Here is a 25,234-nt window from a genome sequence, read left to right as displayed (position 1 = left end):
GCGGGCCAGGGCCGCGCACCCGGTCGCGCCGTCGCAGTTTCAGGCGCGAGCATGAGGAGCACCGTTGAGCAGGTTGCGCTGGCTGACCGCAGGGGAGTCGCACGGCCCCGCACTGGTGGCGACGCTGGAGGGTCTTCCCGCCGGTGTCCCGATCACCACGGAGATGGTGGCGGACGCACTCGCCCGGCGGCGGCTCGGTTACGGCCGCGGTGCGCGGATGAAGTTCGAGAAGGACGAGGTCACCTTCCTCGGCGGGGTGCGGCACGGTCTCACCATGGGCTCCCCGGTCGCCGTGATGGTGGGCAACACCGAGTGGCCCAAGTGGGAGCAGGTCATGTCGGCCGACCCGGTCGACCCCGAGGAACTGGCCGCGCTGGCCCGTAACGCCCCGCTGACCCGCCCGCGTCCCGGCCACGCCGACCTCGCCGGGATGCAGAAGTACGGCTTTGACGAGGCCCGGCCGATCCTGGAGCGCGCCAGCGCCCGGGAGACGGCGGCCCGGGTGGCACTCGGCGCCGTCGCACGGTCGTACCTCAAGGAGACCGCGGGCATCGAGATCGTCAGCCACGTCGTCGAACTGGCCGCGGCCAAGGCGCCCTACGGCGTCTACCCGACGCCCGCCGACGTCGAGCGGCTGGACGCCGACCCGGTGCGCTGCCTGGACGCCGACGCGAGCAAGGAAATGGTCGCCGAGATCGACCAGGCCCACAAGGACGGCGACACTCTCGGCGGCGTGGTCGAGGTGCTGGCGTACTCAGTGCCCGTCGGCCTCGGCTCGCACGTCCACTGGGACCGCCGCCTCGACGCCCGGCTCGCCGCGGCCCTGATGGGCATCCAGGCCATCAAGGGGGTCGAGGTCGGCGACGGCTTCGACCTGGCCCGGGTCCCCGGCTCGAAGGCGCACGACGAGATCCTGGTCACCGAGGACGGCATCAAGCGTGCCTCCGGCCGTTCCGGCGGCACCGAGGGCGGTCTGACCACCGGCGAGCTGCTGCGGGTCCGCGCCGCGATGAAGCCCATCGCGACCGTGCCGCGCGCGCTGGCCACCGTCGACGTCGTCACCGGGGAGCCCGCCAAGGCGCACCACCAGCGCTCCGATGTCTGTGCCGTGCCGGCCGCCGGGATCGTCGCCGAGGCGATGGTCGCACTGGTCCTGGCCGACGCCGTCGCGGAGAAGTTCGGCGGCGACAGCGTCCCCGAGACCCGTCGCAACGTGCAGTCGTACCTCGACCACCTGCAGATCCGATGACCGGCCCGCTGATCGTCCTCGTCGGGCCGATGGGCGTCGGCAAGTCCACGGTCGGTGAGCTGCTCGCCGACCGGCTCGGCACCACGTACCGGGACACCGACGCGGACGTCGTCGCCACGGCCGGCAAGCCGATCTCCGAGATCTTCTACGACGAGGGCGAGGAACACTTCCGCGAGCTGGAGCGACAGGCCGTGCACACCGCCGTCGCCGCGCACACGGGCGTCCTCTCCCTCGGCGGCGGCGCCGTGCTCGACGCGACGACCCGCGCGCTGCTCGCCGACCACCGCGTCGTCTATCTCTCGATGGACGTCGAGGAGGCCGTCAAGCGGGTCGGACTGAACGCCGCCCGCCCGCTGCTCGCCGTCAACCCGCGCCGGCAGTGGCGCGAGCTGATGGACGCCCGTCGGCACCTGTACACGGAGGTGGCCCGGGTGACCGTCGCCACCGACGAGCGCACCCCCGAAGAGGTCGCCCTGGCGGTCCTCGACGCACTGGAACTGCCGGAGCGCACGGACGACCCCGTCACCCCCGGCCGGGAGAACACACGTATGACCGAGCAGGGCCCCACCCGTATCCAGATCGCCGGCAGCGCGGGCACCGACCCGTACGAGGTGCTGATCGGCAGGCAACTCCTCGGCGAGCTGCCCACGCTCATCGGCGACCGCGCCAAGCGGGTCGCCGTCCTGCACCCGGAGGCGCTCGCCGAGACCGGTGAGGCGGTCCGTCAGGACCTCGCCGAGCAGGGCTACGAGGTGATCGCGATCCAGCTGCCGAACGCCGAGGAGGCCAAGACCGTCGAGGTCGCGGCCTACTGCTGGAAGGCGCTCGGGCAGACCGGCTTCACCCGCACCGACGTCATCGTCGGCGTCGGCGGCGGAGCCACCACCGACGTCGCCGGATTCGTCGCCGCGACCTGGCTGCGTGGCGTGCGCTGGATCGCCGTACCCACGACCGTGCTCGCCATGGTCGACGCGGCCGTCGGCGGCAAGACCGGCATCAACACCGCCGAGGGCAAGAACCTCGTCGGCGCCTTCCACCCGCCCGCCGGAGTCCTGTGCGACCTCGCCGCGCTGGACTCGCTGCCCGTGCACGACTACGTCAGCGGCGTGGCCGAGATCATCAAGGCCGGCTTCATCGCCGACCCCGCGATCCTCGACCTCATCGAGGAGGACCCGCAGGGCGCCCGTACGCCCACCGGACCGCACACCGCCGAGCTGATCGAGCGGGCCATCCGGGTCAAGGCCGAGGTCGTCTCCAGCGACCTCAAGGAATCCGGGCTGCGCGAGATCCTCAACTACGGCCACACCCTGGCCCACGCCATCGAGAAGAATGAGCGCTACAAGTGGCGGCACGGCGCGGCCGTCTCGGTCGGCATGGTCTTCGCCGCCGAGCTGGGCCGGCTGGCCGGACGCCTCGACGACGCCACCGCCGACCGGCACCGCGCCGTCCTGGAGTCCGTCGGACTCCCGCTCACCTACCGCGGCGACCAGTGGCCCAAGCTGCTGGAGAACATGAAGGTCGACAAGAAGTCCCGCGGCGACCTGCTGCGCTTCATCGTCCTCGACGGCCTGGGCAAGCCCACCGTGCTGGAGGGCCCCGATCCGGCCGTGCTGCTCGCCGCCTACGGGGAGGTGTCGGCGTGACCCGCCGCGTCCTCGTCCTCAACGGGCCGAACCTCGGCCGGCTCGGTTCCCGCGAGCCCGATGTGTACGGCGCCACGTCCTACGCCGGGCTCGTCGAGACCTGCCAGGCGCTCGGCAAGGAGCTCGGCTTCGCCGTCGACGTCCGGGAGACCAACGACGAGGGCGAGCTGATCCGCTGGCTCCACGAGGCCGCGGACGGTTCAATTCCGGTCGTTCTCAACCCGGGGGCCTTCACCCACTACTCGTACGGAATGCGGGATGCGGCGGCCCAGCGCACCGCCCCGCTGATCGAGGTGCACATCTCGAACCCGTACGCACGGGAGGAATTCCGCCACAACTCCGTGGTCGCGCCGGTCGCCACGGGGACCGTGGCGGGATTCGGCATCGGCTCGTACCGCCTCGCTCTGCGTGCCCTCGCGGACGAGCTGACCGACTGACGGACCCGTACACCGGACGGCCGACCCAGGGCCTCTCGTTTGGATCATGCCGGGCTCGCGTGCCCCGGCACCGCGCCTCGCCGCGTTGTCGTCAGTCTTCCCCGAGCTCTCGGCTCCGCTCGAGCAGGGGAGACCCCATCGGCTCTTTCCTCCGCCTTGCGATGCACGGCACCACGGTGACATCAGCCGCTCCGCGGCGGGCCGCTCCCAGATCCGGCCTGATCCAAACGAAAGACCCTGGCCGACCGGGCACCGTGGACCGTCCCCGGCCGTTCCCTCAGTGGCGGCCGGGGACGGTACGGTTGCCGTTCCACCAGCGCCAGTTGCCTGTACGAGACGGAGTGGCACCGGATGCAGCACGCAGTGGGGGCCCCGCTGCCGCCGCCCCAAGGCCCCGGAAGCGGACCTGTCGGCTGGACGCACCAGGCCCAGCACCCCGGACAGCCGGGGCCGCCGCCCACCCCTCCCGCGCCCCCGACACCCCGGGGCTGGAGCGGATCCGCCCCGCAGCACGCCCCGGCCCCGCCCTCCAGGGACACCACCGGGCACGTCCAGCTGCCGCCCGGCGGCCCCGTCCCGCTGCCCGCGCCACCCGCCGGGCCCGGCACCGGCAGCGCGACCCTCGCCGTCCTGCTGATCGGTCCCGCGGGCGCCGGCAAGACCACCGTGGCCAAGCTGTGGGCCAGCCGCCGCCGGGTTCCCACGGCCCACGTCAGCCTCGACGACGTCCGTGAATGGGTCTGCTCCGGCTTCGCCGACCCCCAGGCCGGGTGGAACGACCACTCCGAGGCCCAGTACCGCCTCGCCCGCCGCACCTGTGGCTTCGCCGCCCGCAACTTCCTCGCCAACGGCATCTCCTGCATCCTGGACGACGCCGTGTTCCCGGACCGGCCGGTCGTCGGCCTCGGCGGCTGGAAACGCCATGTCGGCCCCGGACTCCTGCCCGTCGTCCTGCTGCCCGGCCTGGAGATCGTGCTGGAGCGCAATGCCGCCCGCAGCGGGAACCGCCGCCTCTCGGACGAGGAGGTCGCCCGGATCCACGGCCGGATGGCCGGGTGGTACGGCTCCGGACTGCCGATCATCGACAACTCGACGTACGACGTGGAGACCACCGCCCGCGTCCTCGACGACATACTCGCCCGCTCCATAGCCAGCCCACCGGCCTGGTGAACCCGCACCGGGCGGCGCTCCCGGTCCGGTGAGGGCGGGCCGCGGCCCCGGTCGGGTGCGCTGACCGAGCAGGCCCGCGCTACCGCTCGTAGGCTCGTGACATGTCAGACGTGTACGCCGTCCGCCGCGGGGAGCTCCGTGACCGGTGCGCCGCCGTCGGATCCGCGGCCGCTCTGGTCTCCCGCCCCGCCAACGTCCGCTATCTTGCGGGCGGAGCGCCCCCGGGTGCCGTGCTGCTGCTCAGCCCCGGCGAGGACGTGCTGCTCTGCCCCCGCGACCTGGCCGACGATCCCTCCGACGGCCGCACGGACGATCGGCTGCGGGTGTCCCCGCTGCCGGACAGTGACGGCGATCCGGTGGTCGCGGCCGCCGCTCTGGCCGGTTCCCGGGGTGCGGAGTCCCTGGCCGTGGAGGAGCACCACCTGACGGTCTCCCGCCACCGGGCCATGGGCTCGGTCGCCCCGCGGCTCCGGCTCGCCGATCTCGGTGCCACCGTCGAGCAGCTCCGGGTCGTCAAGGACGAGGAGGAGATCGCCTGTCTGCGGATCGCCGCCGAGATCACCGATCAGGCCCTGGGCGAGCTCCTTGAATCGATCCTGGTGGGCCGCACCGAACGCCATCTCGCCCTGGAGCTGGAGCGCCGCCTGGTGGACCACGGCGCAGACGGCCCCGCCTTCCCCACCTCCGTGGCCACCGGCCCGAACTCCGGCCAGGGCCGCCACCGCCCCTCGGACCGACGGGTGGAGGAAGGGGATTTTCTCTCCGTCTGCCTCGGCGCCAACTATCGCGGCTACCGCTGCGAGATCGGCCGCACGTTCGTCATCGGGACGACGCCCGCCGACTGGCAGATCGAGCTCTACGACCTGGTTTTCGCCGCTCAGCGAGCCGGCCGCGAGGCGCTCGTACCGGGCGCGGCCTACCGCGATGTGGACCGCGCGGCCCGTCACATCCTGGACTCCGCGGGCCACGGCCGGAGCCTGGCACCGTGGACGGGGCACGGGGTGGGGCTAGAAATCGACGAGGACCCGCAGCTGACACCTGCGGCCATGGGTAAACTGGACGCTTGTGTACCGGTCACCGTCGAACCGGGGGTCCACCTCCCGGGCCGGGGCGGAGTCCGGATCGATGACACGCTCGTCGTGCGCCCCGAGGCGGACGGCGGACCCGAGCTACTCACCATTACGACCAAGGAGCTGCTCGCGCTCTAGCGCGCATCCTCGGTCGTTCCACCAGCTTCAGTCCAGGAGATTCCGCAACCGTGGCTTCCACGAACGACCTCAAGAACGGCCTGGTGCTCAAGCTCGACGGAGGCCAGCTCTGGTCCGTCGTCGAGTTCCAGCACGTCAAGCCCGGCAAGGGCCCGGCCTTCGTGCGCACCAAGCTCAAGAACGTGCTGTCCGGCAAGGTCGTCGACAAGACGTTCAACGCCGGCGTAAAGGTCGAAACGGCCACCATCGACCGTCGCGACATGCAGTTCTCGTACATGGACGGCGAGTACTTCGTCTTCATGGACATGGACACGTACGACCAGCTCATGGTCGACCGCAAGGCTGTCGGCGACGCCGCCAACTTCATGATCGAGGGCTTCACCGCCTCCGTCGCCCAGCACGAGGGCGAGGTGCTCTACGTCGAGCTGCCCGCCGCCGTCGAGCTGACGGTCCAGCACACCGACCCGGGCGTCCAGGGCGACCGCTCCACCGGTGGCACCAAGCCCGCCACGCTGGAGACCGGCTACGAGATCGGCGTCCCGCTCTTCATCACCACGGGTGAGAAGATCAAGGTCGACACCCGCACGGGCGACTACCTCGGCCGGGTGAACAGCTAACCGTGGCTGCCCGGAACAAGGCCCGCAAGCGCGCCTTCCAGATCCTCTTCGAGGCCGACCAGCGCGGTGAGTCCGTGCAGACGGTCCTCGCGGACTGGGTGCGGCACTCGCGGACCGACACCCGTCAGCCGCCGGTCACCGAGTACACGATGGAGCTCGTCGAGGGGTACGCGCAGTACGCGGACCGGATCGACGACCTCATCGTGACCTACGCCGTGGACTGGGAGATCGACCGCATGCCGGTCGTCGACCGGAACATCCTGCGGCTCGGTGCCTACGAGCTGATCTGGGAGGACGGCACCCCGGACGCGGTGGTGATCGACGAGGCGGTCCAGCTCGCCAAGGAGTTCTCCACCGATGACTCCCCGTCCTTCGTGAACGGGCTGCTCGCCCGGTTCAAGGACCTCAAGCCGAACCTTCGCCGGGAGCAGTAGCCCCGGCGGCGGTCAGCCGACGAAGGGCCCACGGTCGGATGGCGGTGGGCCCTTCGGCATGAGTGCGCCGGCTCGCCGCGCACCCGGTTGCCGTAGAAAGTTGCCGTAGAAAAACGAGAACGCCGTGTCGACGGGACTCCCGGAAGGGGCCCGCGTCGACACGGCGGCACGTTTCTGCGAAGGGGCCTCAGCCCTCGTCGTGAGCGACGGCGCGGCGCGCTTCCGCGTCCAGTACGCCCCAGCTGATCAGCTGTTCCGTCAGCACGGACGGCGACTGGTCGTAGATGACGGCCAGTGTGCGCAGGTCGTCCTGACGGATCGAGAGCACCTTGCCGTTGTAGTCGCCGCGCTGGCTCTGGATCGTCGCCGCGTAGCGCTGCAGCGGTCCGGCCTTCTCCGGCGGGACGTGGGCGAGGCGCTCCAGGTCCAGGACGAGCTTCGGCGGCGGCTCGGCGGCCCCGCCGGGCGTCGTGCCGGGCAGGAGCTCCTGCACCGGGACCCCGTAGAAGTCCGCGAGCTCGGCGAGGCGCTGTACGGTCACGGCACGGTCGCCGCGCTCGTACGAACCGACCACGACGGCCTTCCAGCGGCCCTGCGACTTCTCCTCCACGCCGTGGAGGGAGAGGCCCTGCTGGGTGCGGATGGCACGGAGCTTGGCCCCGAGCTGTTTTGCGTATTCGCTGGACATAAGGCTCCCCGGACGCTGGGACATTCTGCGGCTCCGCCGCGTGGCTGGTAACTCACTGTGAGGTTACGCAGCGTTACTTGGTTGCGTCAAGCCGAATGGTCCGGACCGGCACCTTCCGGGGGTGCGACCAGAGCCTGGCACCAGCCCTGGTAACATTGATGACGCAATTTCGACGTCCTTTAAGGTCCGTCCCGTGAGGCGGAGAAGGAGGTCCGTTTCTTATGGACGCACAGCACGAAGCCACCGGCAACGCGGCACGCCCCGTTCTGGAGGCTCCCGACATCGCCCGGGTACTGACCCGGATCGCCCACGAGATCGTCGAACGCGCCAAGGGCGCCGACGACGTGGTGCTCCTCGGCATCCCGACGCGGGGCGTCTTCCTCGCCCGCCGGCTCGCCGAAAAACTCCAGGAGATCACCGGCCGGAAGATGCCGGTCGGCTCCCTCGACATCACCATGTACCGCGACGACCTGCGGCTGCGCCCGGCGCGCGCCCTGGCCCGCACCGAGATCCCCGGCGAGGGTATCGAGGGCCGCCTGGTCGTCCTCGTCGACGACGTCCTCTTCTCGGGCCGCACGATCCGCGCCGCGCTCGACGCGCTGGGCGACATCGGCAGGCCCCGCGCGGTGCAGCTCGCGGTCCTCGTCGACCGCGGTCACCGCGAACTCCCGATCCGTGCCGACTACATCGGCAAGAACCTCCCCACGTCGCTGCGGGAGACGGTCAAGGTCCAGCTCGCCGAGGAGGACGGCCGCGACGCCGTGCTGCTCGGTGTCCAGCGGACCGCCCCCGCGGGCGCGCAGTAACCGCACTCCACCTGTACGGCGTACCCCGAGCCCGTACGGCCGCCTCCGCGCGCCCGCATGCCTGAACCCTCCAGCCCTCCGGAGAACACCCAGATGAAGCGTCACCTCATCTCGGCCGCCGATCTCACCCGCGACGACGCCGTCCTGATCCTCGACACCGCCGAGGAGATGGCACGGGTCGCGGACCGGCCGATCAAGAAGCTCCCGACCCTGCGCGGCCGTACCGTCGTCAACCTCTTCTTCGAGGACTCGACGCGTACCCGCATCTCCTTCGAGGCCGCGGCCAAGCGCCTCTCCGCCGATGTCATCAACTTCTCCGCGAAGGGCTCGTCCGTCTCCAAGGGCGAGTCGCTCAAGGACACCGCGCTGACCCTGGAGGCGATGGGCGCCGACGCCGTCGTCATCCGGCACGGCGCCTCCGGAGCCCCGTACCGCCTCGCCACCTCCGGCTGGATCGACGGCGCCGTCGTCAACGCCGGTGACGGTACCCACGAGCACCCCACCCAGGCACTCCTGGACGCCTTCACCATGCGCCGCCGTCTCGTCGGGGCCGACAGCGGTCTCGGCCGCGACCTCGAAGGCCGCCGGATCACCATCGTCGGCGACATCCTGCACAGCCGGGTGGCCCGCTCCAACGTCCATCTGCTGACCACGCTCGGCGCCCACGTCACACTGGTGGCCCCGCCGACCCTCGTCCCGGTCGGCGTCGAGCAGTGGCCGTGCGACGTCAGCTACGGCCTGGATGAGGTGCTGCCGAAGTCCGACGCGGTGATGATGCTGCGTGTGCAGCGTGAACGGATGAACGCCGCGTACTTCCCGACCGAGCGCGAGTACTCCCGCCGCTACGGCCTGGACGGCGATCGTATGGCGAAGATGCCCGAGCACGCCGTCGTCATGCACCCCGGCCCGATGGTCCGCGGCATGGAGATCACCGCCGAGGTCGCCGACTCCGACCGGTGCACGGCCGTCGAGCAGGTCGCCAACGGCGTATCGATCCGCATGGCCGTCCTGTACCTGCTGCTGGGCGGGTACGAATCCGCCGCCCCCGCCGCCCCGTCCCGTCCCGAGGAGAACAAGTAACCATGAGCAAGATCCTTATCCGCGGCGCGAAGGTCCTCGGCGGCGAACCCCAGGACGTCCTGATCGAAGGCGAGACCATCGCCGCCGTCGGTACCGGCATCGAGGCCGGCGACGCGACCGTCGTCGAGGCGGCGGGCCGGATCCTGCTGCCCGGCCTCGTCGACCTCCACACCCACCTGCGCGAGCCCGGCCGCGAGGACTCCGAGACCGTCCTCACCGGCACCAAGGCCGCGGCCGTCGGCGGCTTCACCGCCGTGCACGCCATGGCGAACACCTTCCCGGTCGCCGACACCGCCGGCGTCGTCGAGCAGGTCTGGCGGCTCGGCAAGGAGTCCGGCTACTGCGACGTGCAGCCGATCGGCGCAGTCACCGTCGGCCTGGAGGGCAAGAAGCTCGCCGAACTCGGCGCCATGCACGATTCGGCTGCCGGGGTGAAGGTCTTCTCCGACGACGGCAAGTGCGTCGACGACGCGGTGATCATGCGTCGCGCGCTGGAGTACGTGAAGGCGTTCGACGGCGTCGTGGCCCAGCACGCCCAGGAGCCCCGCCTCACCGAGGGCGCCCAGATGAACGAGGGCGTCGTCTCCGCGGAGCTCGGTCTCGGCGGCTGGCCCGCCGTCGCCGAGGAGTCGATCATCGCGCGCGACGTCCTGCTCGCCGCCCACGTCGGCTCCCGGGTGCACATCTGCCACCTGTCGACCGCCGGCTCCGTCGAAATCATCCGCTGGGCGAAGTCCAAGGGCTGGAACGTCACCGCCGAGGTCACCCCGCACCACCTGCTCCTCACCGACGAGCTCGTACGGTCCTACAACCCGGTCTACAAGGTGAACCCGCCGCTGCGCACCGAGGCCGACGTCATGGCCCTGCGCGAGGCGCTCGCCGACGGCACCATCGACTGCGTCGCCACCGACCACGCCCCGCACCCGCACGAGGACAAGGACTGCGAGTGGGCCGCCGCCGCCATGGGCATGGTGGGCCTGGAGACCGCGCTCTCCGTCGTCCAGCAGACGATGGTCGACACCGGCCTCATCGACTGGGCGGGCGTCGCCGACCGGATGTCGTTCCGTCCGGCCGCCATCGGCCGTCTCGACGGACACGGCCGGCCCGTCTCGGCCGGTGAGCCCGCCAACCTCACCCTGGTCGATCCGGCATACCGTGGTGTCGTGGACCCCGCAGGCTTCGCGTCCCGCAGCCGCAACACTCCGTACGAGGGTCGCGAGCTGCCGGGCCGAGTCACCCAAACCTTCCTGCGGGGCCGTGCCACGGTCGTCGACGGGAAGCTCGCGTGACATCACTCACCCCCCTGTACCTCCAGCTCGCCGCCGAGCAGAAGTCGGCCGAAGTGACCGACTGGCCCGCGCGCATCAGCTGGGTCGTCGGACTGCTCGTCCTCATCGCCTTCGTCTACTGGCTGATGCGCCAGGGATGGAAGTGGCGGGGCAGTCTCCAGTCCGCTCTGCCGGAACTCAGGACGACCCCGGAGGGGTTCGCCGACGGCGAGAAGCTGCTGACGCTGACCGGCCGGTACCACGCCTCGACGACCGCCGGGCAGTGGCTCGACCGGATCGTCGCCCACGGCCTCGGTACCCGCAGCCGCGTCGAGCTCACCCTGACCGACCAGGGCCTCGACGTCGTACGCCCGGGGGCGGCCGGCTTCTTCGTACCGGCCGACGCACTGCGCGAGGCCCGGCTCGACAAGGGCATCGCCGGCAAGGTCCTCCCCGAGGGCGGCCTGCTGATCATCACCTGGGCGCACGGCGACCAGCTGATCGATTCCGGATTCCGCTCCGACCGCTCGGCCGAGCACCCGGCCTGGGCCGAGGCCATCAACCATCTCACCAGCACTACGGAAGGCACCGCACGATGACGATCTCCACCCGGGGAGCCGCCCAAGCTCCCGCCGTACTCGTCCTGGAGGACGGCCGCGCCTTCCGCGGCCGTGCCTACGGGGCCGTGGGGGAGACCTTCGGCGAGGCGGTGTTCTCCACCGGCATGACCGGCTACCAGGAGACGCTGACCGACCCCTCGTACCACCGCCAGGTCGTCGTGATGACCGCCCCGCACGTCGGCAACACCGGTGTGAACGACGAGGACCCCGAGTCCGGACGGATCTGGGTCTCCGGTTACGTCGTCCGCGACCCCGCCCGGGTGCCCTCCAACTGGCGCTCGCGGCGCTCGCTCGACGAGGAACTGGAGCGTCAGGGCGTCGTCGGCATCAGCGGCATCGACACCCGCGCCCTCACCCGCCATCTGCGCGAGCGCGGCGCCATGCGCGTCGGCATCTTCTCCGGTGACGCACTCGCCGACGAGGCCACGCTGCTCGCCCGCGTCCAGCAGGCCCCCGAGATGCTGGGCGCCGACCTCTCCGCCGAGGTCGCCACCAAGGAGGCGTACGTCGTCCCCGCGATCGGCACGAAGAAGTTCACCGTCGCCGCGATCGACCTCGGCATCAAGGGCATGACCCCGCACCGGATGGCCGAGCGCGGCATCGAGGTGCACGTGCTGCCCGCCACCGCCACCCTGGAGGAGGTGTACGCGGTCCGGCCCGACGGCGTCTTCTTCTCCAACGGCCCCGGCGACCCGGCCACCGCCGACCACCCGGTCTCCGTGATGCGAGGCGTCCTGGAGCGGAAGACCCCGCTCTTCGGCATCTGCTTCGGAAACCAGATCCTGGGCCGCGCCCTCGGCTTCGGCACGTACAAGCTGAAGTACGGCCACCGCGGCATCAACCAGCCCGTGCAGGACCGTACGACCGGCAAGGTCGAGGTCACCGCGCACAACCACGGCTTCGCCGTCGACGCCCCGCTCGACAAGGTGTCCGACACCGCGTTCGGCCGCGCCGAGGTCTCCCACGTCTGCCTGAACGACCAGGTCGTCGAGGGCCTCCAACTCCTCGACCAGCCGGCCTTCAGCGTCCAGTACCACCCCGAAGCGGCCGCGGGCCCGCACGACGCCGCGTACCTCTTCGACCGCTTCGTTTCCCTGATGGAGGGCCAGCGTGCCTAAGCGCTCCGATATCCAGTCCGTCCTGGTCATCGGCTCCGGTCCGATCGTCATCGGGCAGGCCGCCGAGTTCGACTACTCCGGCACCCAGGCCTGCCGCGTGCTCAAGGCCGAGGGCCTGCGCGTCATCCTGGTCAACTCCAACCCGGCGACGATCATGACCGACCCGGAGATCGCCGACGCCACGTACGTCGAGCCGATCACCCCCGAGTTCGTCGAGAAGATCATCGCCAAGGAGCGCCCCGACGCGCTCCTGCCCACGCTGGGCGGCCAGACCGCGCTCAACACAGCGATCTCCATGCACGAGAACGGTGTCCTGGAGAAGTACGGCGTCGAGCTCATCGGCGCCAACGTCGAGGCCATCCACAAGGGCGAGGACCGCGACCTCTTCAAGGGCGTCGTCGAGGCCGTCAAGGCGAAGATCGGTTACGGCGAGTCCGCACGCTCCGTCATCTGCCACTCCATGGACGACATCCTGGCGGGCGTCGAGACGCTCGGCGGCTACCCCGTGGTCGTCCGTCCCTCCTTCACCATGGGCGGCGCCGGCTCCGGCTTCGCGCACGACGAGGACGAGCTGCGCCGCATCGCCGGCCAGGGCCTCACCCTCTCGCCGACCACCGAGGTGCTCCTGGAGGAGTCCATCCTCGGCTGGAAGGAGTACGAGCTGGAGCTGATGCGCGACAAGAACGACAACGTCGTGGTCGTCTGCTCCATCGAGAACTTCGACCCGATGGGCGTCCACACCGGTGACTCGATCACCGTCGCCCCGGCGATGACGCTCACCGACCGCGAGTACCAGCGGCTGCGCGACATCGGCATCGCGATCATCCGCGAGGTCGGCGTCGACACCGGCGGCTGCAACATCCAGTTCGCCATCGACCCGACCGACGGCCGGGTCATCGTGATCGAGATGAACCCGCGCGTCTCGCGCTCCTCGGCGCTCGCCTCGAAGGCGACCGGCTTCCCGATCGCCAAGATCGCCGCCAAGCTGGCCGTCGGCTACACGCTCGACGAGATCCCGAACGACATCACCGAGAAGACCCCGGCCTCCTTCGAGCCGACCCTCGACTACGTAGTGGTCAAGGCCCCGCGCTTCGCCTTCGAGAAGTTCCCCTCCGCCGACTCCACCCTCACCACCACCATGAAGTCGGTGGGCGAGGCCATGGCGATCGGCCGGAACTTCACCGAGGCGCTCCAGAAGGCGCTGCGCTCGCTGGAGAAGAAGGGCTCGCAGTTCTCCTTCACCGGTGAGACCGGTGACAAGGCCGAGCTGCTGGCCGAGGCGGTCCGCCCGACCGACGGCCGGATCAACACCGTCATGCAGGCGATCCGGGCCGGCGCCACCCAGGAGGAGGTCTTCGACGCCACGAAGATCGACCCCTGGTTCGTCGACCAGCTCTTCCTGATCAAGGAGATCGCCGACGGGCTGGCCGCCGCCGAGGAGCTCGGCCCCGAGCTGCTCGCCGAGGCCAAGCGGCACGGCTTCTCCGACGCCCAGATCGCCGACATCCGCGGCCTGCGCGAGGACGTCGTCCGTGAGGTGCGGCACGCGTTGGGCATCCGCCCGGTCTACAAGACGGTCGACACCTGCGCCGCCGAGTTCGCCGCGAAGACGCCGTACTTCTACTCCAGTTACGACGAGGAGTCCGAGGTCGCGTCCCGCACCAAGCCCGCGGTGCTCATCCTCGGTTCCGGCCCCAACCGCATCGGCCAGGGCATCGAGTTCGACTACTCCTGCGTCCACGCCTCCTTCGCGCTGAGCGACGCGGGCTACGAGACCGTGATGGTCAACTGCAACCCGGAGACCGTCTCCACCGACTACGACACCTCCGACCGCCTGTACTTCGAGCCGCTGACGCTGGAAGACGTGCTGGAGATCGTGCACGCCGAGACCCTCGCGGGCCCGGTCGCCGGTGTCATCGTCCAGCTCGGCGGCCAGACCCCGCTGGGTCTGTCGCAGGCGCTCAAGGACAACGGCGTGCCCGTCGTCGGTACGTCCCCGGAGGCCATCCACGCAGCCGAGGACCGCGGCGCCTTCGGCCGCGTCCTGGCCGAGGCCGGGCTGCCGGCCCCGAAGCACGGCACCGCCACCACGTTCAACGAGGCCAAGGCCATCGCCGACGAGATCGGCTACCCCGTCCTCGTACGCCCGTCGTACGTGCTCGGCGGCCGCGGCATGGAGATCGTGTACGACGAGGCACGGCTCTCCTCGTACATCGCCGAGTCCACCGAGATCAGCCCCAGCCGGCCGGTCCTGGTCGACCGCTTCCTCGACGACGCGATCGAGATCGACGTCGACGCGCTCTACGACGGCACCGAGCTCTACCTCGGCGGCGTCATGGAGCACATCGAGGAGGCCGGCATCCACTCCGGCGACTCCGCCTGCGCCCTGCCCCCGATCACCCTCGGCGGCTACGACATCAAGCGGCTTCGGGCCTCCACCGAGGGCATCGCCAAGGGCGTCGGCGTACGCGGACTGATCAACATCCAGTTCGCGCTCTCCGGCGACATCCTGTACGTCCTGGAGGCCAACCCGCGCGCCTCGCGCACCGTCCCCTTCACCTCGAAGGCGACCGCGGTCCCGCTCGCCAAGGCCGCCGCCCGGATCTCGCTGGGCGCGACCATCGCCGAACTGCGCGCGGAGGGCCTGCTCCCGGCGAACGGCGACGGCGGCACCCTGCCGCCCGACGCGCCGACCTCCGTCAAGGAGGCCGTCCTGCCGTGGTCGCGCTTCCGCGACATCCACGGCCGCGGCGTCGACACCGTCCTCGGCCCGGAGATGCGCTCCACCGGTGAGGTCATGGGCATCGACTCGGTCTTCGGTACGGCGTACGCCAAGTCGCAGTCCGGCGCGTACGGCCCGCTGCCGACCAAGGGCCGCGCGTTCATCTCGGTCGCCAACCGCGACAAGCGCTCGATGATCTTCCCGGCGCGCGAACTCGTCGCCCACGGCTTCGAGCTGCTCGCCACCTCCGGCACCGCCGAGGTCCTCAAGCGCAACGGCATCAACGCCACGGTCGTGCGCAAGCAGTCCGAGGGCGTGGGCCCGCAGGGCGAACGGACCATCGTCCAGCTGATCCACGACGGCGAGGTCGACCTGATCGTCAACACGCCGTACGGCACGGGCGGCCGCCTCGACGGCTACGAGATCCGTACCGCGGCCGTGGCCCGGTCCGTGCCCTGCCTGACCACGGTCCAGGCGCTCGCCGCCGCGGTCCAGGGCATCGACGCGCTCACCCACGGAGACGTCGGCGTCCGCTCCCTCCAGGAACACGCGGAGCATCTGACCGCGGCCCGCGACTAGCAGCCGAGAGGGGGACACCGGAAACGGTGTCCCCCTCTCTGTGAGGACACCGAGGACACCGAGGACACCCCGATGTACAAATTCTTCTTCCAGCTGGTCTTCAGGCGGATGGATCCGGAGCAGGCGCACCACCTGGCCTTCGGCTGGATCCGCCTCGCGGCCCGCATCCCCGTGCTGCGCACCTTCGTCGCCGCCGTGCTCGCCCCCCGCCACAAGGAGCTGCGCACCGAGGCCCTCGGCCTGCGGATGCACGGCCCCTTCGGCCTCGCCGCGGGCTTCGACAAGAACGCCGTCGCGATCGACGGCATGTCGATGCTCGGCTTCGACCACATCGAGATCGGTACCGTCACCGGCGAGCCGCAGCCCGGCAACCCCAAGAAGCGCCTCTTCCGCCTCGTGGCGGACCGTGCGCTGATCAACCGCATGGGCTTCAACAACGAGGGCTCCGCGGCCGTGGCCGAGCGCCTGGCCACCCGCAACCCGGTCTTCCGGACCACGGTCGGCGTCAACATCGGCAAGACCAAGGTCGTGCCGGAGGCCGAAGCGGTCGGCGACTACGTGAAGTCCACCGAGCGGCTCGCCCGCCACGCCGACTACCTAGTCGTGAACGTCTCCTCGCCCAACACGCCCGGCCTGCGCAACCTCCAGGCCACCGAGGCGCTCCGCCCCCTGCTCAGCGCCGTGCGCGAGGCGGCCGACCGGACCGTCACCGACCGGCGGGTCCCGCTGCTCGTCAAGATCGCCCCGGACCTCGCGGACGAGGACGTCGACGCGGTCGCCGATCTCGCGGTCGAGCTGGGACTGGACGGCATCATCGCCACCAACACCACCATCGCCAGGGACGGCCTCGGCCTGAGGTCCTCGCCGTCCCTCGTCGCGGAGACCGGCGGACTCTCCGGCGCGCCCCTCAAGGCACGCTCCCTGGAGGTCCTCGGCCGCCTGTACGCGCGGGTGGGCGACCGGATCACCCTGGTCGGTGTCGGCGGCATCGAGAACGCCGAGGACGCCTGGCAGCGCATCCTCGCCGGCGCCACCCTCGTCCAGGGCTACAGCGCCTTCATCTACGAGGGCCCGTGCTACGCCCGGGCGATCCACAAGGGCCTGGCCGCGCGCCTGGCCGCATCCCCGTACGCCACCCTCGCCGAAGCCGTCGGCGCGCAGACCAGGAAGGCCACCGCATGATCCCGGAACCGTTCGGCGCACGTCTGCGCCACGCCATGGACACCCGCGGGCCGCTCTGCGTCGGCATCGACCCGCATGCCTCGCTCCTCACCGCCTGGGGCCTGAACGACGACGTCACGGGTCTGGAGCGGTTCACCCGTACCGTCGTCGAGGCACTGGCCGACCGGGTCGCCGTGCTCAAGCCGCAGTCCGCGTTCTTCGAGCGCTTCGGCTCGCGCGGCATCGCGGTCCTGGAGAAGGCCGTCGAGGAGGCGCGCGCGGCCGGCGCGCTCGTCCTGATGGACGCCAAGCGCGGCGACATCGGCTCCACCATGGGCGCCTACGCGGCGACCTACCTGGACAAGGACTCGCCGCTGTTCTCCGACGCGGTCACCGTCTCGCCGTACCTCGGCTTCGGCTCGCTGCGCCCGGCGCTCGACGCGGCCGTCCTCTCCGGCTCGGGCGTCTTCGTACTCGCCCTGACGTCCAACCCCGAAGGGGCACAGGTGCAGCGCGCCACGGCCGCCGACGGGCGTTCGCTGGCCCAGGTGATGCTCGACCACATGGCCGCAGAGAACGAGGGCGTGACCCCGCTCGGCTCCGTCGGCGCGGTGGTCGGCGCCACGCTCGGGGACGCGGGTGTGAATCTCGCCATAAACGGCCCGCTGCTCGCCCCCGGGATCGGGGCCCAGGGCGCGACGCCCGCCGATCTGCCCGGTGTCTTCGGCGACGCGGTGGGCAATGTGGTGCCCAGCGTGAGCCGCGGCGTACTGAGCCGGGGACCGGACACGGCGGGGCTGCGGGCGGCAGCCGACCGGCTCACGGACGAGGTCCGGACGGCCGTCGCACGTACATGACCATGCCACGTAACCGGGTGTTGACTGAATCCTGACCAAAAAACTCGGTTGTTATGCACGAAATGTCCTGGTCGGCTGAGGCTGACCAGGACTTTTCGTTGGTTCTCGCTGACTGGGACGGCCTTGGCCGCTAGTCTCCGTCGAGAGCCGACGTACACAAGTTGTCCGTCGCTCACCTGGTGTGGAGCGTCCAGCTTCCGCACCGGTCCGTATCCGACAGATCGACATCCGAGGTGACGTAGGCGTGGCTCTTCCGCCCCTTACCCCTGAACAGCGCACAGCCGCGCTCGAAAAGGCCGCCGCGGCTCGCCGGGAGCGGGCCGAGGTCAAGAATCGACTCAAGCACTCCGGCGCCTCGCTCCACGAGGTCATCAAGCAGGGCCAGGAGAACGACGTCATCGGCAAGATGAAGGTCTCCGCCCTTCTGGAGTCCCTGCCGGGCGTGGGCAAGGTCCGCGCCAAGCAGATCATGGAGCGGCTCGGCATCTCCGAGAGTCGCCGGGTCCGGGGCCTCGGCTCCAACCAGATCGCATCCTTGGAGCGTGAGTTCGGCGGCAGCGCCGCCTGACGTTCTCAGGCACTCCTGAGAACCTGGATAATCGCTGCATGGCTGCAACATCCCGGGGGACGTCCCCCGCACCCCCGGACGTACGTCCGCGGCTGACCGTGCTCTCCGGCCCCTCGGGGGTCGGCAAGAGCACGGTCGTCGCCCATATGCGCAAGGCCCACCCCGAGGTTTGGCTCTCGGTGTCGGCGACGACCCGCAAGCCGCGCCCCGGCGAGCGCAACGGTGTCCACTACTTCTTCGTGGACAACGACGAGTTCGACAAGCTGATCGCCAACGGCGAGCTGCTGGAGTGGGCCGAGTTCGCGGGCAACCGGTACGGCACGCCCCGCCGTGCCGTGCTGGAGCGCCTGGAAGCGGGCGAGCCGGTGCTGCTGGAGATCGACCTCCAGGGTGCCCGGCTGGTCCGGCAGTCGATGTCGGACGCCCGGCTCGTCTTCCTGGCCCCGCCGAGCTGGGAGGAGCTGGTCCGCCGGCTCACCGGCCGCGGGACCGAGTCCGCCGAGGTGATCGAGCGCCGGCTCGCCGCCGCCAGGATCGAACTGGCCGCCGAATCCGAGTTCGATACGACGCTGGTCAACACCTCCGTCGAGGACGTGGCCCGTGAGCTGCTAGCCTTGATGCTGGAGGGTTCCGGCCACTGTGTCGACAGCGACTGACGGTCGGCACACGCGCATCACGGAATCACATGCATCACGGAACCACGCGCATCACGGAACTCCGCACTGTCAAAGATTTCTTTGATCTTTACCCCCCCTTCGGAAGGCAGAGAGTGTCCTCTTCCATCACCACGCCCGAGGGCATCATCAACCCGCCGATTGATGAGCTCCTCGAGGCCACCGACTCGAAGTACAGCCTCGTGATCTACGCCGCCAAGCGTGCGCGTCAGATCAACGCGTACTACTCGCAGCTCGGCGAGGGTCTCCTGGAGTACGTCGGTCCGCTCGTCGACACCCACGTGCACGAGAAGCCGCTCTCGATCGCGCTCCGCGAGATCAACGCGGGCCTGCTCACCTCCGAGGCCATCGAGGGCCCCGCGCAGTAAGCAGGGTTTGCACCTTCATCACAGGCCCGGCGGCCACGACCGCCGGGCCTGTGATGTGTCCGGGGTCTTCGTGGTGTGTCCGGGGCGACAGCCTCGGACCGGCCGCGGTGAGGCAGCATGGGGGTGTTCGTATCCGAGTGCGGGGAGACGCAGTGGAGAAGCCGAAGGTCGTTCTTGGGGTCAGCGGGGGCATCGCAGCGTACAAGGCGTGCGAGCTGCTGCGCCGGCTGACCGAGTCCGGTCACGATGTGCGCGTCGTCCCGACCGGGTCGGCGCTGCACTTCGTGGGGGCGGCCACCTGGTCGGCGCTCTCCGGCCACCCGGTCTCCACGGAGGTCTGGAACGACGTCCACGAGGTGCCACACGTCAGGATCGGACAGGGCGCCGACCTCGTCGTCGTCGCCCCGGCCACCGCCGACGTGCTCGCCAAGGCCGCCCACGGCCTCGCCGACGACCTCCTCACCAACACGCTCCTCACCGCCCGCTGTCCGGTCGTCTTCGCGCCCGCCATGCACACCGAGATGTGGGAGCACCCCGCCACCCAGGAGAACGTCGCCACGCTGCGCCGCCGCGGCGCCGTCGTCATCGAGCCCGCCGTCGGCAGGCTCACCGGCGTCGACACCGGCAAGGGCCGGCTCCCGGACCCTGGGGAGATCTTCGAGGTCTGCCGCCGGGTGCTGGCCCGCGGACCCGTCGAGGCCGACCTGGCCGGCCGCCACGTCGTGATCAGCGCGGGTGGTACGCGCGAGCCGCTCGACCCGGTGCGCTACCTCGGCAACCGCTCCTCCGGCAAGCAGGGCTACGCCCTGGCCCGCACCGCGGTCGCCCGCGGCGCCCGGGTCACCCTCGTCGAGGCCAACACCGGCCTGCCCGACCCGGCCGGCGCCGACGTCCTGCACGCCGGGACCGCCATACAGCTTCGCGAGGCGGTGCTGAAGGCCGCGGCGGACGCCGATGCGGTCGTGATGGCGGCGGCGGTCGCCGACTTCCGCCCCGCGGAGTACGCGAGGGGGAAGATCAAGAAGAAGGACGGCCAGGAGCCCGCGCCCATCAAACTGGTCCGCAATCCGGATATCCTCGCGGAGGTCGCCGCCGAACGCGCCCGCCCGGACCAGATCGTCGTCGGTTTCGCCGCCGAGACCGACGACGTCCTCGCCAACGGCCGTGAGAAGCTCCGCCGCAAGGGCTGCGATCTGCTCGTCGTCAATGAGGTGGGGGAACACCGGACATTCGGCTCCGAGGAGAACGAAGCGGTGGTCCTCGCGGCCGACGGCGGTGAGACCCCGGTGCCCCACGGCCCCAAGGAGGCGCTCGCCGACACGGTCTGGGATCTCGTGTCGGCGCGGCTCGGATGAAATTCCTTTCCCCTTTCTCCTGTCTTCGCGCAGGCCGAAACCCTTGAAATATGGGAGTAAATGGCTTTCCTGACAGCCGATTTCCCCACCGCCACATGACGTGCCACAGGTCACAGAACTGCCAAAGGGCGAGACACGTTGTCCGCCGAACGGAAGTGACCGATAAACTGGCCTGCGGACCGTGCCGGGCGCAGCTCCCGGCCGTCCGCCAAATGATCAGCCAGCAGCCGCTGCAACCCCAGGGAGCGATGTGTCCCGCCGTCTCTTCACCTCGGAGTCCGTCACCGAGGGTCACCCCGACAAGATCGCTGACCAGATCAGCGACACCATTCTCGACGCGCTGCTCCGTGAGGACCCCCGGTCCCGCGTCGCCGTCGAGACCTTGATCACCACCGGTCTGGTGCATGTTGCGGGTGAGGTCACGACCAAGGCCTACGCCGACATCCCGACCCTCGTGCGCAACAAGGTTCTCGACATCGGCTACGACTCCTCCAAGAAGGGCTTCGACGGCGCCTCCTGCGGTGTCTCGGTGTCCATCGGTTCGCAGTCGCCCGACATCGCGCAGGGTGTCGACACCGCGTACGAGAACCGGGTCGAGGGCGATGAGGACGAGCTCGACAAGCAGGGTGCCGGCGACCAGGGCCTGATGTTCGGCTACGCCTGCGACGAGACGCCCGAGCTCATGCCGCTCCCGATTTACCTCGCGCACCGGCTCTCGCGACGGCTCTCCGAGGTCCGCAAGAACGGGACCATCCCGTACCTGCGCCCGGACGGCAAGACGCAGGTCACCATCGAGTACGACGGCGACAAGGCCGTCCGTCTCGACACGGTCGTCGTCTCCTCGCAGCACGCCAGCGACATCGACCTCGACTCGCTGCTCGCGCCGGACATCCGCGAGTTCGTCGTCGAGCACGTGCTCGGGCAGCTGATCGAGGACGGCATCAAGCTGGACACCGACGGCTACCGGCTGCTGGTCAACCCGACCGGTCGTTTCGAGATCGGCGGCCCGATGGGCGACGCCGGTCTGACCGGCCGCAAGATCATCATCGACACCTACGGCGGCATGGCCCGTCACGGCGGCGGCGCGTTCTCCGGCAAGGATCCGTCCAAGGTGGACCGTTCGGCGGCGTACGCGATGCGCTGGGTCGCCAAGAACGTCGTCGCCGCGGGCCTCGCCGCCCGCTGCGAGGTACAGGTCGCCTACGCCATCGGCAAGGCCGAGCCCGTCGGCCTGTTCGTCGAGACGTTCGGCACCAACACCGTCGACACCGAGAAGATCGAGCACGCCATCGGCGAGGTCTTCGACCTCCGCCCGGCCGCGATCATCCGCGACCTCGACCTGCTGCGCCCGATCTACGCCCAGACCGCCGCGTACGGCCACTTCGGCCGCGAGCTTCCCGACTTCACCTGGGAGCGCACCGACCGCGTGGACGCGCTGCGCGCGGCGGCCGGGCTGTAACGACCAGGGGTGAACGGAGCCCGCTCGGGCTCCGTCGCTCCCGGCACGTGAGCCTGCTGCTCTCCGTCTGTACGCCGGGGCCCGGACGCCGCACACGGTGTCCGGGCCCCGGTGCGTGCGGCCGCCGGTGCGCTCGCGCCGGGGCCGCTGTCAGTGGTGTCTGGTAGGAATTTGGCTGTGAGCAGCGACAACGAGCGATCCGAGGACCCCGCGAGCGGGGCCCCGGAGCAGCTTGCGCTGATTCGGGAGACGGTACGGAAGGCGAAGGTGCCGCGGGCCAAGCCGCGGACCTGGCGCGGCGCCGCGCTCGCCAAGGAGCTGCCCGTCGCCCGGGTGCTGGTCAACAAGGGCGTGCTCCATCTCGACCAGTACTTCGACTACGCCGTCCCCGAGGAGCTCGACGCCGACGCTCAGCCCGGGGTGCGGGTGCGGGTGCGGTTCGGGGCCGGGGGGCGCAATGTCCGCGGCGGCCGGCGCGAAGGCGGCGGATTGATCGACGGGTTCCTCGTGGAGCGGCTCGCCGAATCGGACTACCCGGGTGCCCTCGCCGCGCTCGCCTACGTCGTGTCCCCCGAACCGGTGCTGGGACCGGAGCTGCTGGCCCTCTCGCGGGCGGTCGCCGACCGTTACGCGGGCAGCCTCGCCGATGTGCTGCAGCTCGCCGTGCCGCCCAGGAACGGACGGGCCGAGGCCAAGCCCTCGCCCGAGCCGCTGCCCCCGCCGCCCGCCCCGTCGGCGGGCAGCTGGGAGAGATACGCGCAGGGGCCCGCGTTCCTGCGGGCACTGGCCGAGGGCGGCGCGCCCCGGGCCGTCTGGACCGCACTGCCCGGCCCGCACTGGCCCGAGGAGATCGCCAGGGCCATGGCCGCGACCCTCGCCTCCGGGCGCGGCGCCCTCGTCGTCGTGCCCGACGGCCGGGCCGCCGGCCGGGTGGATGCCGCGCTCACCACGCTGCTCGGCCGGGGACGCCACGCCCTGCTGACCGCCGACTCCGGACCGGAGAAGCGGTACCGGGAGTGGCTCGCCGTGCGGCGCGGCTCCGTGCGGGCCGTCGTCGGGACGAGGGCCGCGATGTTCGCCCCAGTCGCCGATCTCGGCCTGGTCGCCGTCTGGGACGACGGGGACTCCAGCCACAGCGACGACAACGCCCCCTTCCCGCACGTCCGGGAAGTGCTCGAACTACGGGCCGCGCACGGCCGGTGCGCGTTCCTGCTCGGCGGCACGAACTGCACCGTGGAGGCCGCCCAGCTGGTCGAGAGCGGCTGGGCGCTCCCGCTGCGCGCGGACCGGGAGCAGCTGTGGATCGCGGCGCCTCTGGTGCGCACGGTCGGCGACGGGGAGCTGGCGCGGGACGGGGCCGCGCGGGCAGCCCGGCTGCCCAGCCTGGCCTGGCAGACGGTACGGGACGGGCTGCGCGAGGGCCCCGTCCTCGTACAGGTGCCGCGCCGTGGATACGCGCCCCGTCTCGCCTGCGAGCGCTGCCGTGAACCCGCTCGTTGCCGGCACTGCGCCGGACCGCTCCAGGCACCGGATCAGCGGGATCTCGACTGCGCCTGGTGCGGACGGGCCGAGACCGCCTGGCACTGCGCCGCCTGCGGCGGGAGCCGGTTGCGGGCCCGGATCGTCGGCGCCCGTCGCACCGCCGAGGAGCTCGGCCGCGCGTTCCCGGCCGTGCCGGTCCGGACGTCGGGCCGCGATCACATCCTGGACTCGGTGCCGGGCGTGCCCGCCCTGGTCGTCAGCACCCCGGGCGCCGAACCCGTCGCCGAGGGCGGCTACGCGGCCGCGCTGCTGCTGGACGGATGGGCAATGGTCGGCCGCCCCGACCTGCGGGCCGGCGAGGAGGCGCTGCGCCGCTGGACGGCCGCGGCGTCGCTGGTGCGCGGGCAGCCGGAGGGCGGCACGGTGGTGATCGTCGCCGAGCCGACCCTGCGGCCGGTGCAGGCCCTGGTGCGCTGGGACCCGGTCGGGCACGCCCGCCGCGAGTTGGCGGAGCGGGCCGAGCTCGGCTTTCCGCCGGTGTCCCGGATGGCTTCGGTGACCGGTTCGCCGGAGGCGCTCGCCGCGTTTCTCACGGCCGCCGAACTGCCGCCGGACGCCGAGGTGCTCGGACCGGTCCCGGTGCCGGGCGCCGAACCCGGCAGGCCCCGCAGGCCCGGGGACGCACCGCCGGGGGAGAGGTGGGAGCGGGGCCTGCTCAGGGTGCCGCCGGGGAGCGGGGCGGCGCTGGCGGCCGCGTTGAAGGCGGCGCAAGCGGCGCGGATGGCCCGGGGGAGCGGTGAGCAGGTCCGGATCCGGGTGGATCCGCCGGACATCGGGTGACGGCGGGGCGGGACCCGGTGCGCGGACGCGGCTGCCCCGCCGGGCGTCGGGCGCGGCGGGGCAGGAGGCGGGGTGGCGCGTCAGCCGTTGCGCGGGCCGGGGAAGGCGCCCGGGCGCAGATCCTCGTGGAGTGCCGGGCGGTCCGCCGAGGGCTGCGGTGGCATGGAGCGTGCGGCGGGCACGGCGGGCAGCGGTGGGGTACTGGAGGAGCCGGGTGCCATGGGCAGGGGGCGCGGCACCGTGGTCTCGGCGGCGGGCTCGGTCGCCGCTCCCGGCTGGCGGGCGTTGCGGCGGGCGCCGTAGCGGCGGTGCACCGCCTGCTTGGTGACCCCGAGCGCGGAGCCCACCGCGTCCCAGGAGAAGCCCAGCGAGCGGTCGAAGTCCACTGCCGCGGTGACCAGGGTCTCGACGCTGTCGCGCAGCTCCTGGGCCAGCCTGACGGTGGGGGCCGGGGCCCGGCCGTAGACGACGAAGCCCGTGGACGGGCCGGAGCGGCGCGGACGGTAGACGTTGCCCAGTTGGGCGGTGAGCGTGCGCAGCGCGTCCACCTGCCGCCGGACCCGCTCGATGTCCCGCACCAACAGATGCAGGCTGGCCCTCGCTTGGGCGTCGTGGGTGGCGTGGTCGGCCATGAAGAAGCCTCTCGAACCGGCGTTGAAAGGGATCGGGCCGCACCGTGGCGGCTCGCTTCGGTCAATCTCTCTTGACCAACGCATCAGCCGTGGATCTGGTCACGCTGGAGGGGCGCGTGCGCATATCCAAGGGGCGCACAGTGATGCGTACGCCCCCCGACCGCCTGGCCCATAGAATTGTGCGTTGCTCGTCACCGTA

23 protein-coding genes are annotated in these 25,234 nt (G+C 71.1%); 21 read left to right on the top strand and 2 right to left on the bottom strand.

Going from position 1 to position 25,234, the window contains the following annotated elements; translation table 11 throughout:
- The first annotated feature begins 64 nt into the window (after positions 1-64).
- The 7 genes from aroC (at position 65) to nusB (ending at position 6,758) form a co-directional block, all read left to right on the top strand.
- Positions 65-1,249 (top strand): chorismate synthase, encoded by a 1,185-nt coding sequence (gene aroC, locus OH735_RS05950; RefSeq protein ID WP_406380075.1) that lies wholly within the window; start codon positions 65-67, stop codon positions 1,247-1,249.
- The gene (gene aroB / locus OH735_RS05945) at positions 1,246-2,892 is read left to right on the top strand and encodes a 3-dehydroquinate synthase (RefSeq protein WP_406380073.1); all 1,647 of its coding nucleotides are present in this window, start codon (positions 1,246-1,248) and stop codon (positions 2,890-2,892) included. Before aroC ends, aroB begins: the two co-directional genes overlap by 4 nt.
- Positions 2,889-3,329 carry a type II 3-dehydroquinate dehydratase gene (gene aroQ / locus OH735_RS05940; RefSeq protein WP_266745098.1) on the top strand — a complete coding sequence of 147 codons (441 nt, stop codon included), beginning with the start codon at positions 2,889-2,891 and terminating at the stop codon, positions 3,327-3,329. Before aroB ends, aroQ begins: the two co-directional genes overlap by 4 nt.
- A gap of 351 nt (positions 3,330-3,680) precedes the next feature.
- A complete protein-coding gene (locus tag OH735_RS05935; protein WP_406380071.1) occupies positions 3,681-4,499 on the top strand; it encodes a Pro-rich N-terminal domain-containing protein in 819 nt (272 codons plus the stop codon).
- 101 nt (positions 4,500-4,600) lie between these two features.
- Positions 4,601-5,707, top strand: coding sequence for an aminopeptidase P family protein (locus OH735_RS05930; RefSeq protein ID WP_406380069.1), 1,107 nt, complete (start codon positions 4,601-4,603; stop codon positions 5,705-5,707).
- Positions 5,708-5,757: 50 nt separating this feature from the next.
- Complete coding sequence (gene efp / locus OH735_RS05925; RefSeq protein ID WP_406380067.1) at positions 5,758-6,324, top strand: elongation factor P; 567 nt, start codon at positions 5,758-5,760, stop codon at positions 6,322-6,324.
- Between the two features lie 2 nt (positions 6,325-6,326).
- On the top strand, positions 6,327-6,758 hold the full coding sequence (gene nusB, locus OH735_RS05920; protein WP_266745094.1) for a transcription antitermination factor NusB: 432 nt from the start codon (positions 6,327-6,329) through the stop codon (positions 6,756-6,758).
- Positions 6,759-6,945: 187 nt separating this feature from the next.
- Here nusB and bldD read toward each other — a convergent pair whose 3' ends face one another.
- Positions 6,946-7,446, bottom strand: coding sequence for a transcriptional regulator BldD (gene bldD / locus OH735_RS05915; RefSeq protein ID WP_266745093.1), 501 nt, complete (start codon positions 7,444-7,446; stop codon positions 6,946-6,948).
- A gap of 221 nt (positions 7,447-7,667) precedes the next feature.
- Between bldD and pyrR the strand changes: the two genes are divergently transcribed.
- The 14 genes from pyrR to OH735_RS05845 all read left to right on the top strand — a co-directional run bounded on the left by pyrR (position 7,668) and on the right by OH735_RS05845 (position 24,403).
- A complete protein-coding gene (gene pyrR, locus OH735_RS05910) occupies positions 7,668-8,252 on the top strand; it encodes a bifunctional pyr operon transcriptional regulator/uracil phosphoribosyltransferase PyrR (RefSeq protein ID WP_406380065.1) in 585 nt (194 codons plus the stop codon).
- A gap of 93 nt (positions 8,253-8,345) precedes the next feature.
- A complete protein-coding gene (locus OH735_RS05905) occupies positions 8,346-9,332 on the top strand; it encodes an aspartate carbamoyltransferase catalytic subunit (protein ID WP_406380063.1) in 987 nt (328 codons plus the stop codon).
- A 2-nt stretch (positions 9,333-9,334) separates the two neighbouring features.
- Positions 9,335-10,621, top strand: a complete 1,287-nt coding sequence (locus tag OH735_RS05900) for a dihydroorotase (protein WP_406380061.1) — start codon at positions 9,335-9,337, stop codon at positions 10,619-10,621.
- The gene (locus OH735_RS05895; protein WP_406380059.1) at positions 10,618-11,199 is read left to right on the top strand and encodes a hypothetical protein; all 582 of its coding nucleotides are present in this window, start codon (positions 10,618-10,620) and stop codon (positions 11,197-11,199) included. The genes OH735_RS05900 and OH735_RS05895 overlap by 4 nt, the downstream gene beginning before the upstream one ends.
- Entirely contained in the window at positions 11,196-12,338 is a 1,143-nt protein-coding gene (gene carA, locus OH735_RS05890) for a glutamine-hydrolyzing carbamoyl-phosphate synthase small subunit (protein ID WP_406380057.1), read from the top strand. Before OH735_RS05895 ends, carA begins: the two co-directional genes overlap by 4 nt.
- On the top strand, positions 12,331-15,639 hold the full coding sequence (carB, locus tag OH735_RS05885) for a carbamoyl-phosphate synthase large subunit (RefSeq protein ID WP_406380055.1): 3,309 nt from the start codon (positions 12,331-12,333) through the stop codon (positions 15,637-15,639). The genes carA and carB overlap by 8 nt, the downstream gene beginning before the upstream one ends.
- A 72-nt stretch (positions 15,640-15,711) precedes the next feature.
- Positions 15,712-16,821 carry a quinone-dependent dihydroorotate dehydrogenase gene (locus OH735_RS05880; protein WP_406380053.1) on the top strand — a complete coding sequence of 370 codons (1,110 nt, stop codon included), beginning with the start codon at positions 15,712-15,714 and terminating at the stop codon, positions 16,819-16,821.
- Entirely contained in the window at positions 16,818-17,657 is an 840-nt protein-coding gene (gene pyrF / locus OH735_RS05875; RefSeq protein WP_406380051.1) for an orotidine-5'-phosphate decarboxylase, read from the top strand. The genes OH735_RS05880 and pyrF overlap by 4 nt, the downstream gene beginning before the upstream one ends.
- 244 nt (positions 17,658-17,901) lie before the next feature.
- Positions 17,902-18,225, top strand: a complete 324-nt coding sequence (locus OH735_RS05870) for an integration host factor (protein ID WP_030584134.1) — start codon at positions 17,902-17,904, stop codon at positions 18,223-18,225.
- A gap of 38 nt (positions 18,226-18,263) precedes the next feature.
- Complete coding sequence (gene gmk / locus OH735_RS05865; RefSeq protein WP_406380049.1) at positions 18,264-18,881, top strand: guanylate kinase; 618 nt, start codon at positions 18,264-18,266, stop codon at positions 18,879-18,881.
- A gap of 113 nt (positions 18,882-18,994) precedes the next feature.
- Entirely contained in the window at positions 18,995-19,267 is a 273-nt protein-coding gene (rpoZ, locus tag OH735_RS05860) for a DNA-directed RNA polymerase subunit omega (protein WP_003970369.1), read from the top strand.
- Between the two features lie 152 nt (positions 19,268-19,419).
- A complete protein-coding gene (coaBC, locus tag OH735_RS05855; RefSeq protein WP_406380047.1) occupies positions 19,420-20,622 on the top strand; it encodes a bifunctional phosphopantothenoylcysteine decarboxylase/phosphopantothenate--cysteine ligase CoaBC in 1,203 nt (400 codons plus the stop codon).
- A gap of 250 nt (positions 20,623-20,872) precedes the next feature.
- Positions 20,873-22,081, top strand: a complete 1,209-nt coding sequence (gene metK, locus OH735_RS05850) for a methionine adenosyltransferase (protein WP_406380045.1) — start codon at positions 20,873-20,875, stop codon at positions 22,079-22,081.
- Positions 22,082-22,258: 177 nt separating this feature from the next.
- Positions 22,259-24,403 (top strand): primosomal protein N', encoded by a 2,145-nt coding sequence (locus OH735_RS05845; protein WP_406380043.1) that lies wholly within the window; start codon positions 22,259-22,261, stop codon positions 24,401-24,403.
- 80 nt (positions 24,404-24,483) lie between these two features.
- Here OH735_RS05845 and OH735_RS05840 read toward each other — a convergent pair whose 3' ends face one another.
- On the bottom strand, positions 24,484-25,035 hold the full coding sequence (locus OH735_RS05840) for a hypothetical protein (protein ID WP_406380041.1): 552 nt from the start codon (positions 25,033-25,035) through the stop codon (positions 24,484-24,486).
- Between the last annotated feature and the right edge of the window lie 199 nt (positions 25,036-25,234).

This window comes from Streptomyces sp. NBC_01618 (assembly GCF_045209435.1).
In the GTDB taxonomy this organism is placed as follows: Bacteria; Actinomycetota; Actinomycetes; order Streptomycetales; family Streptomycetaceae; genus Streptomyces.
Note: the sequence above shows the minus strand (reverse complement) of the source record. Positions and strands in the feature narration are given on the sequence as shown.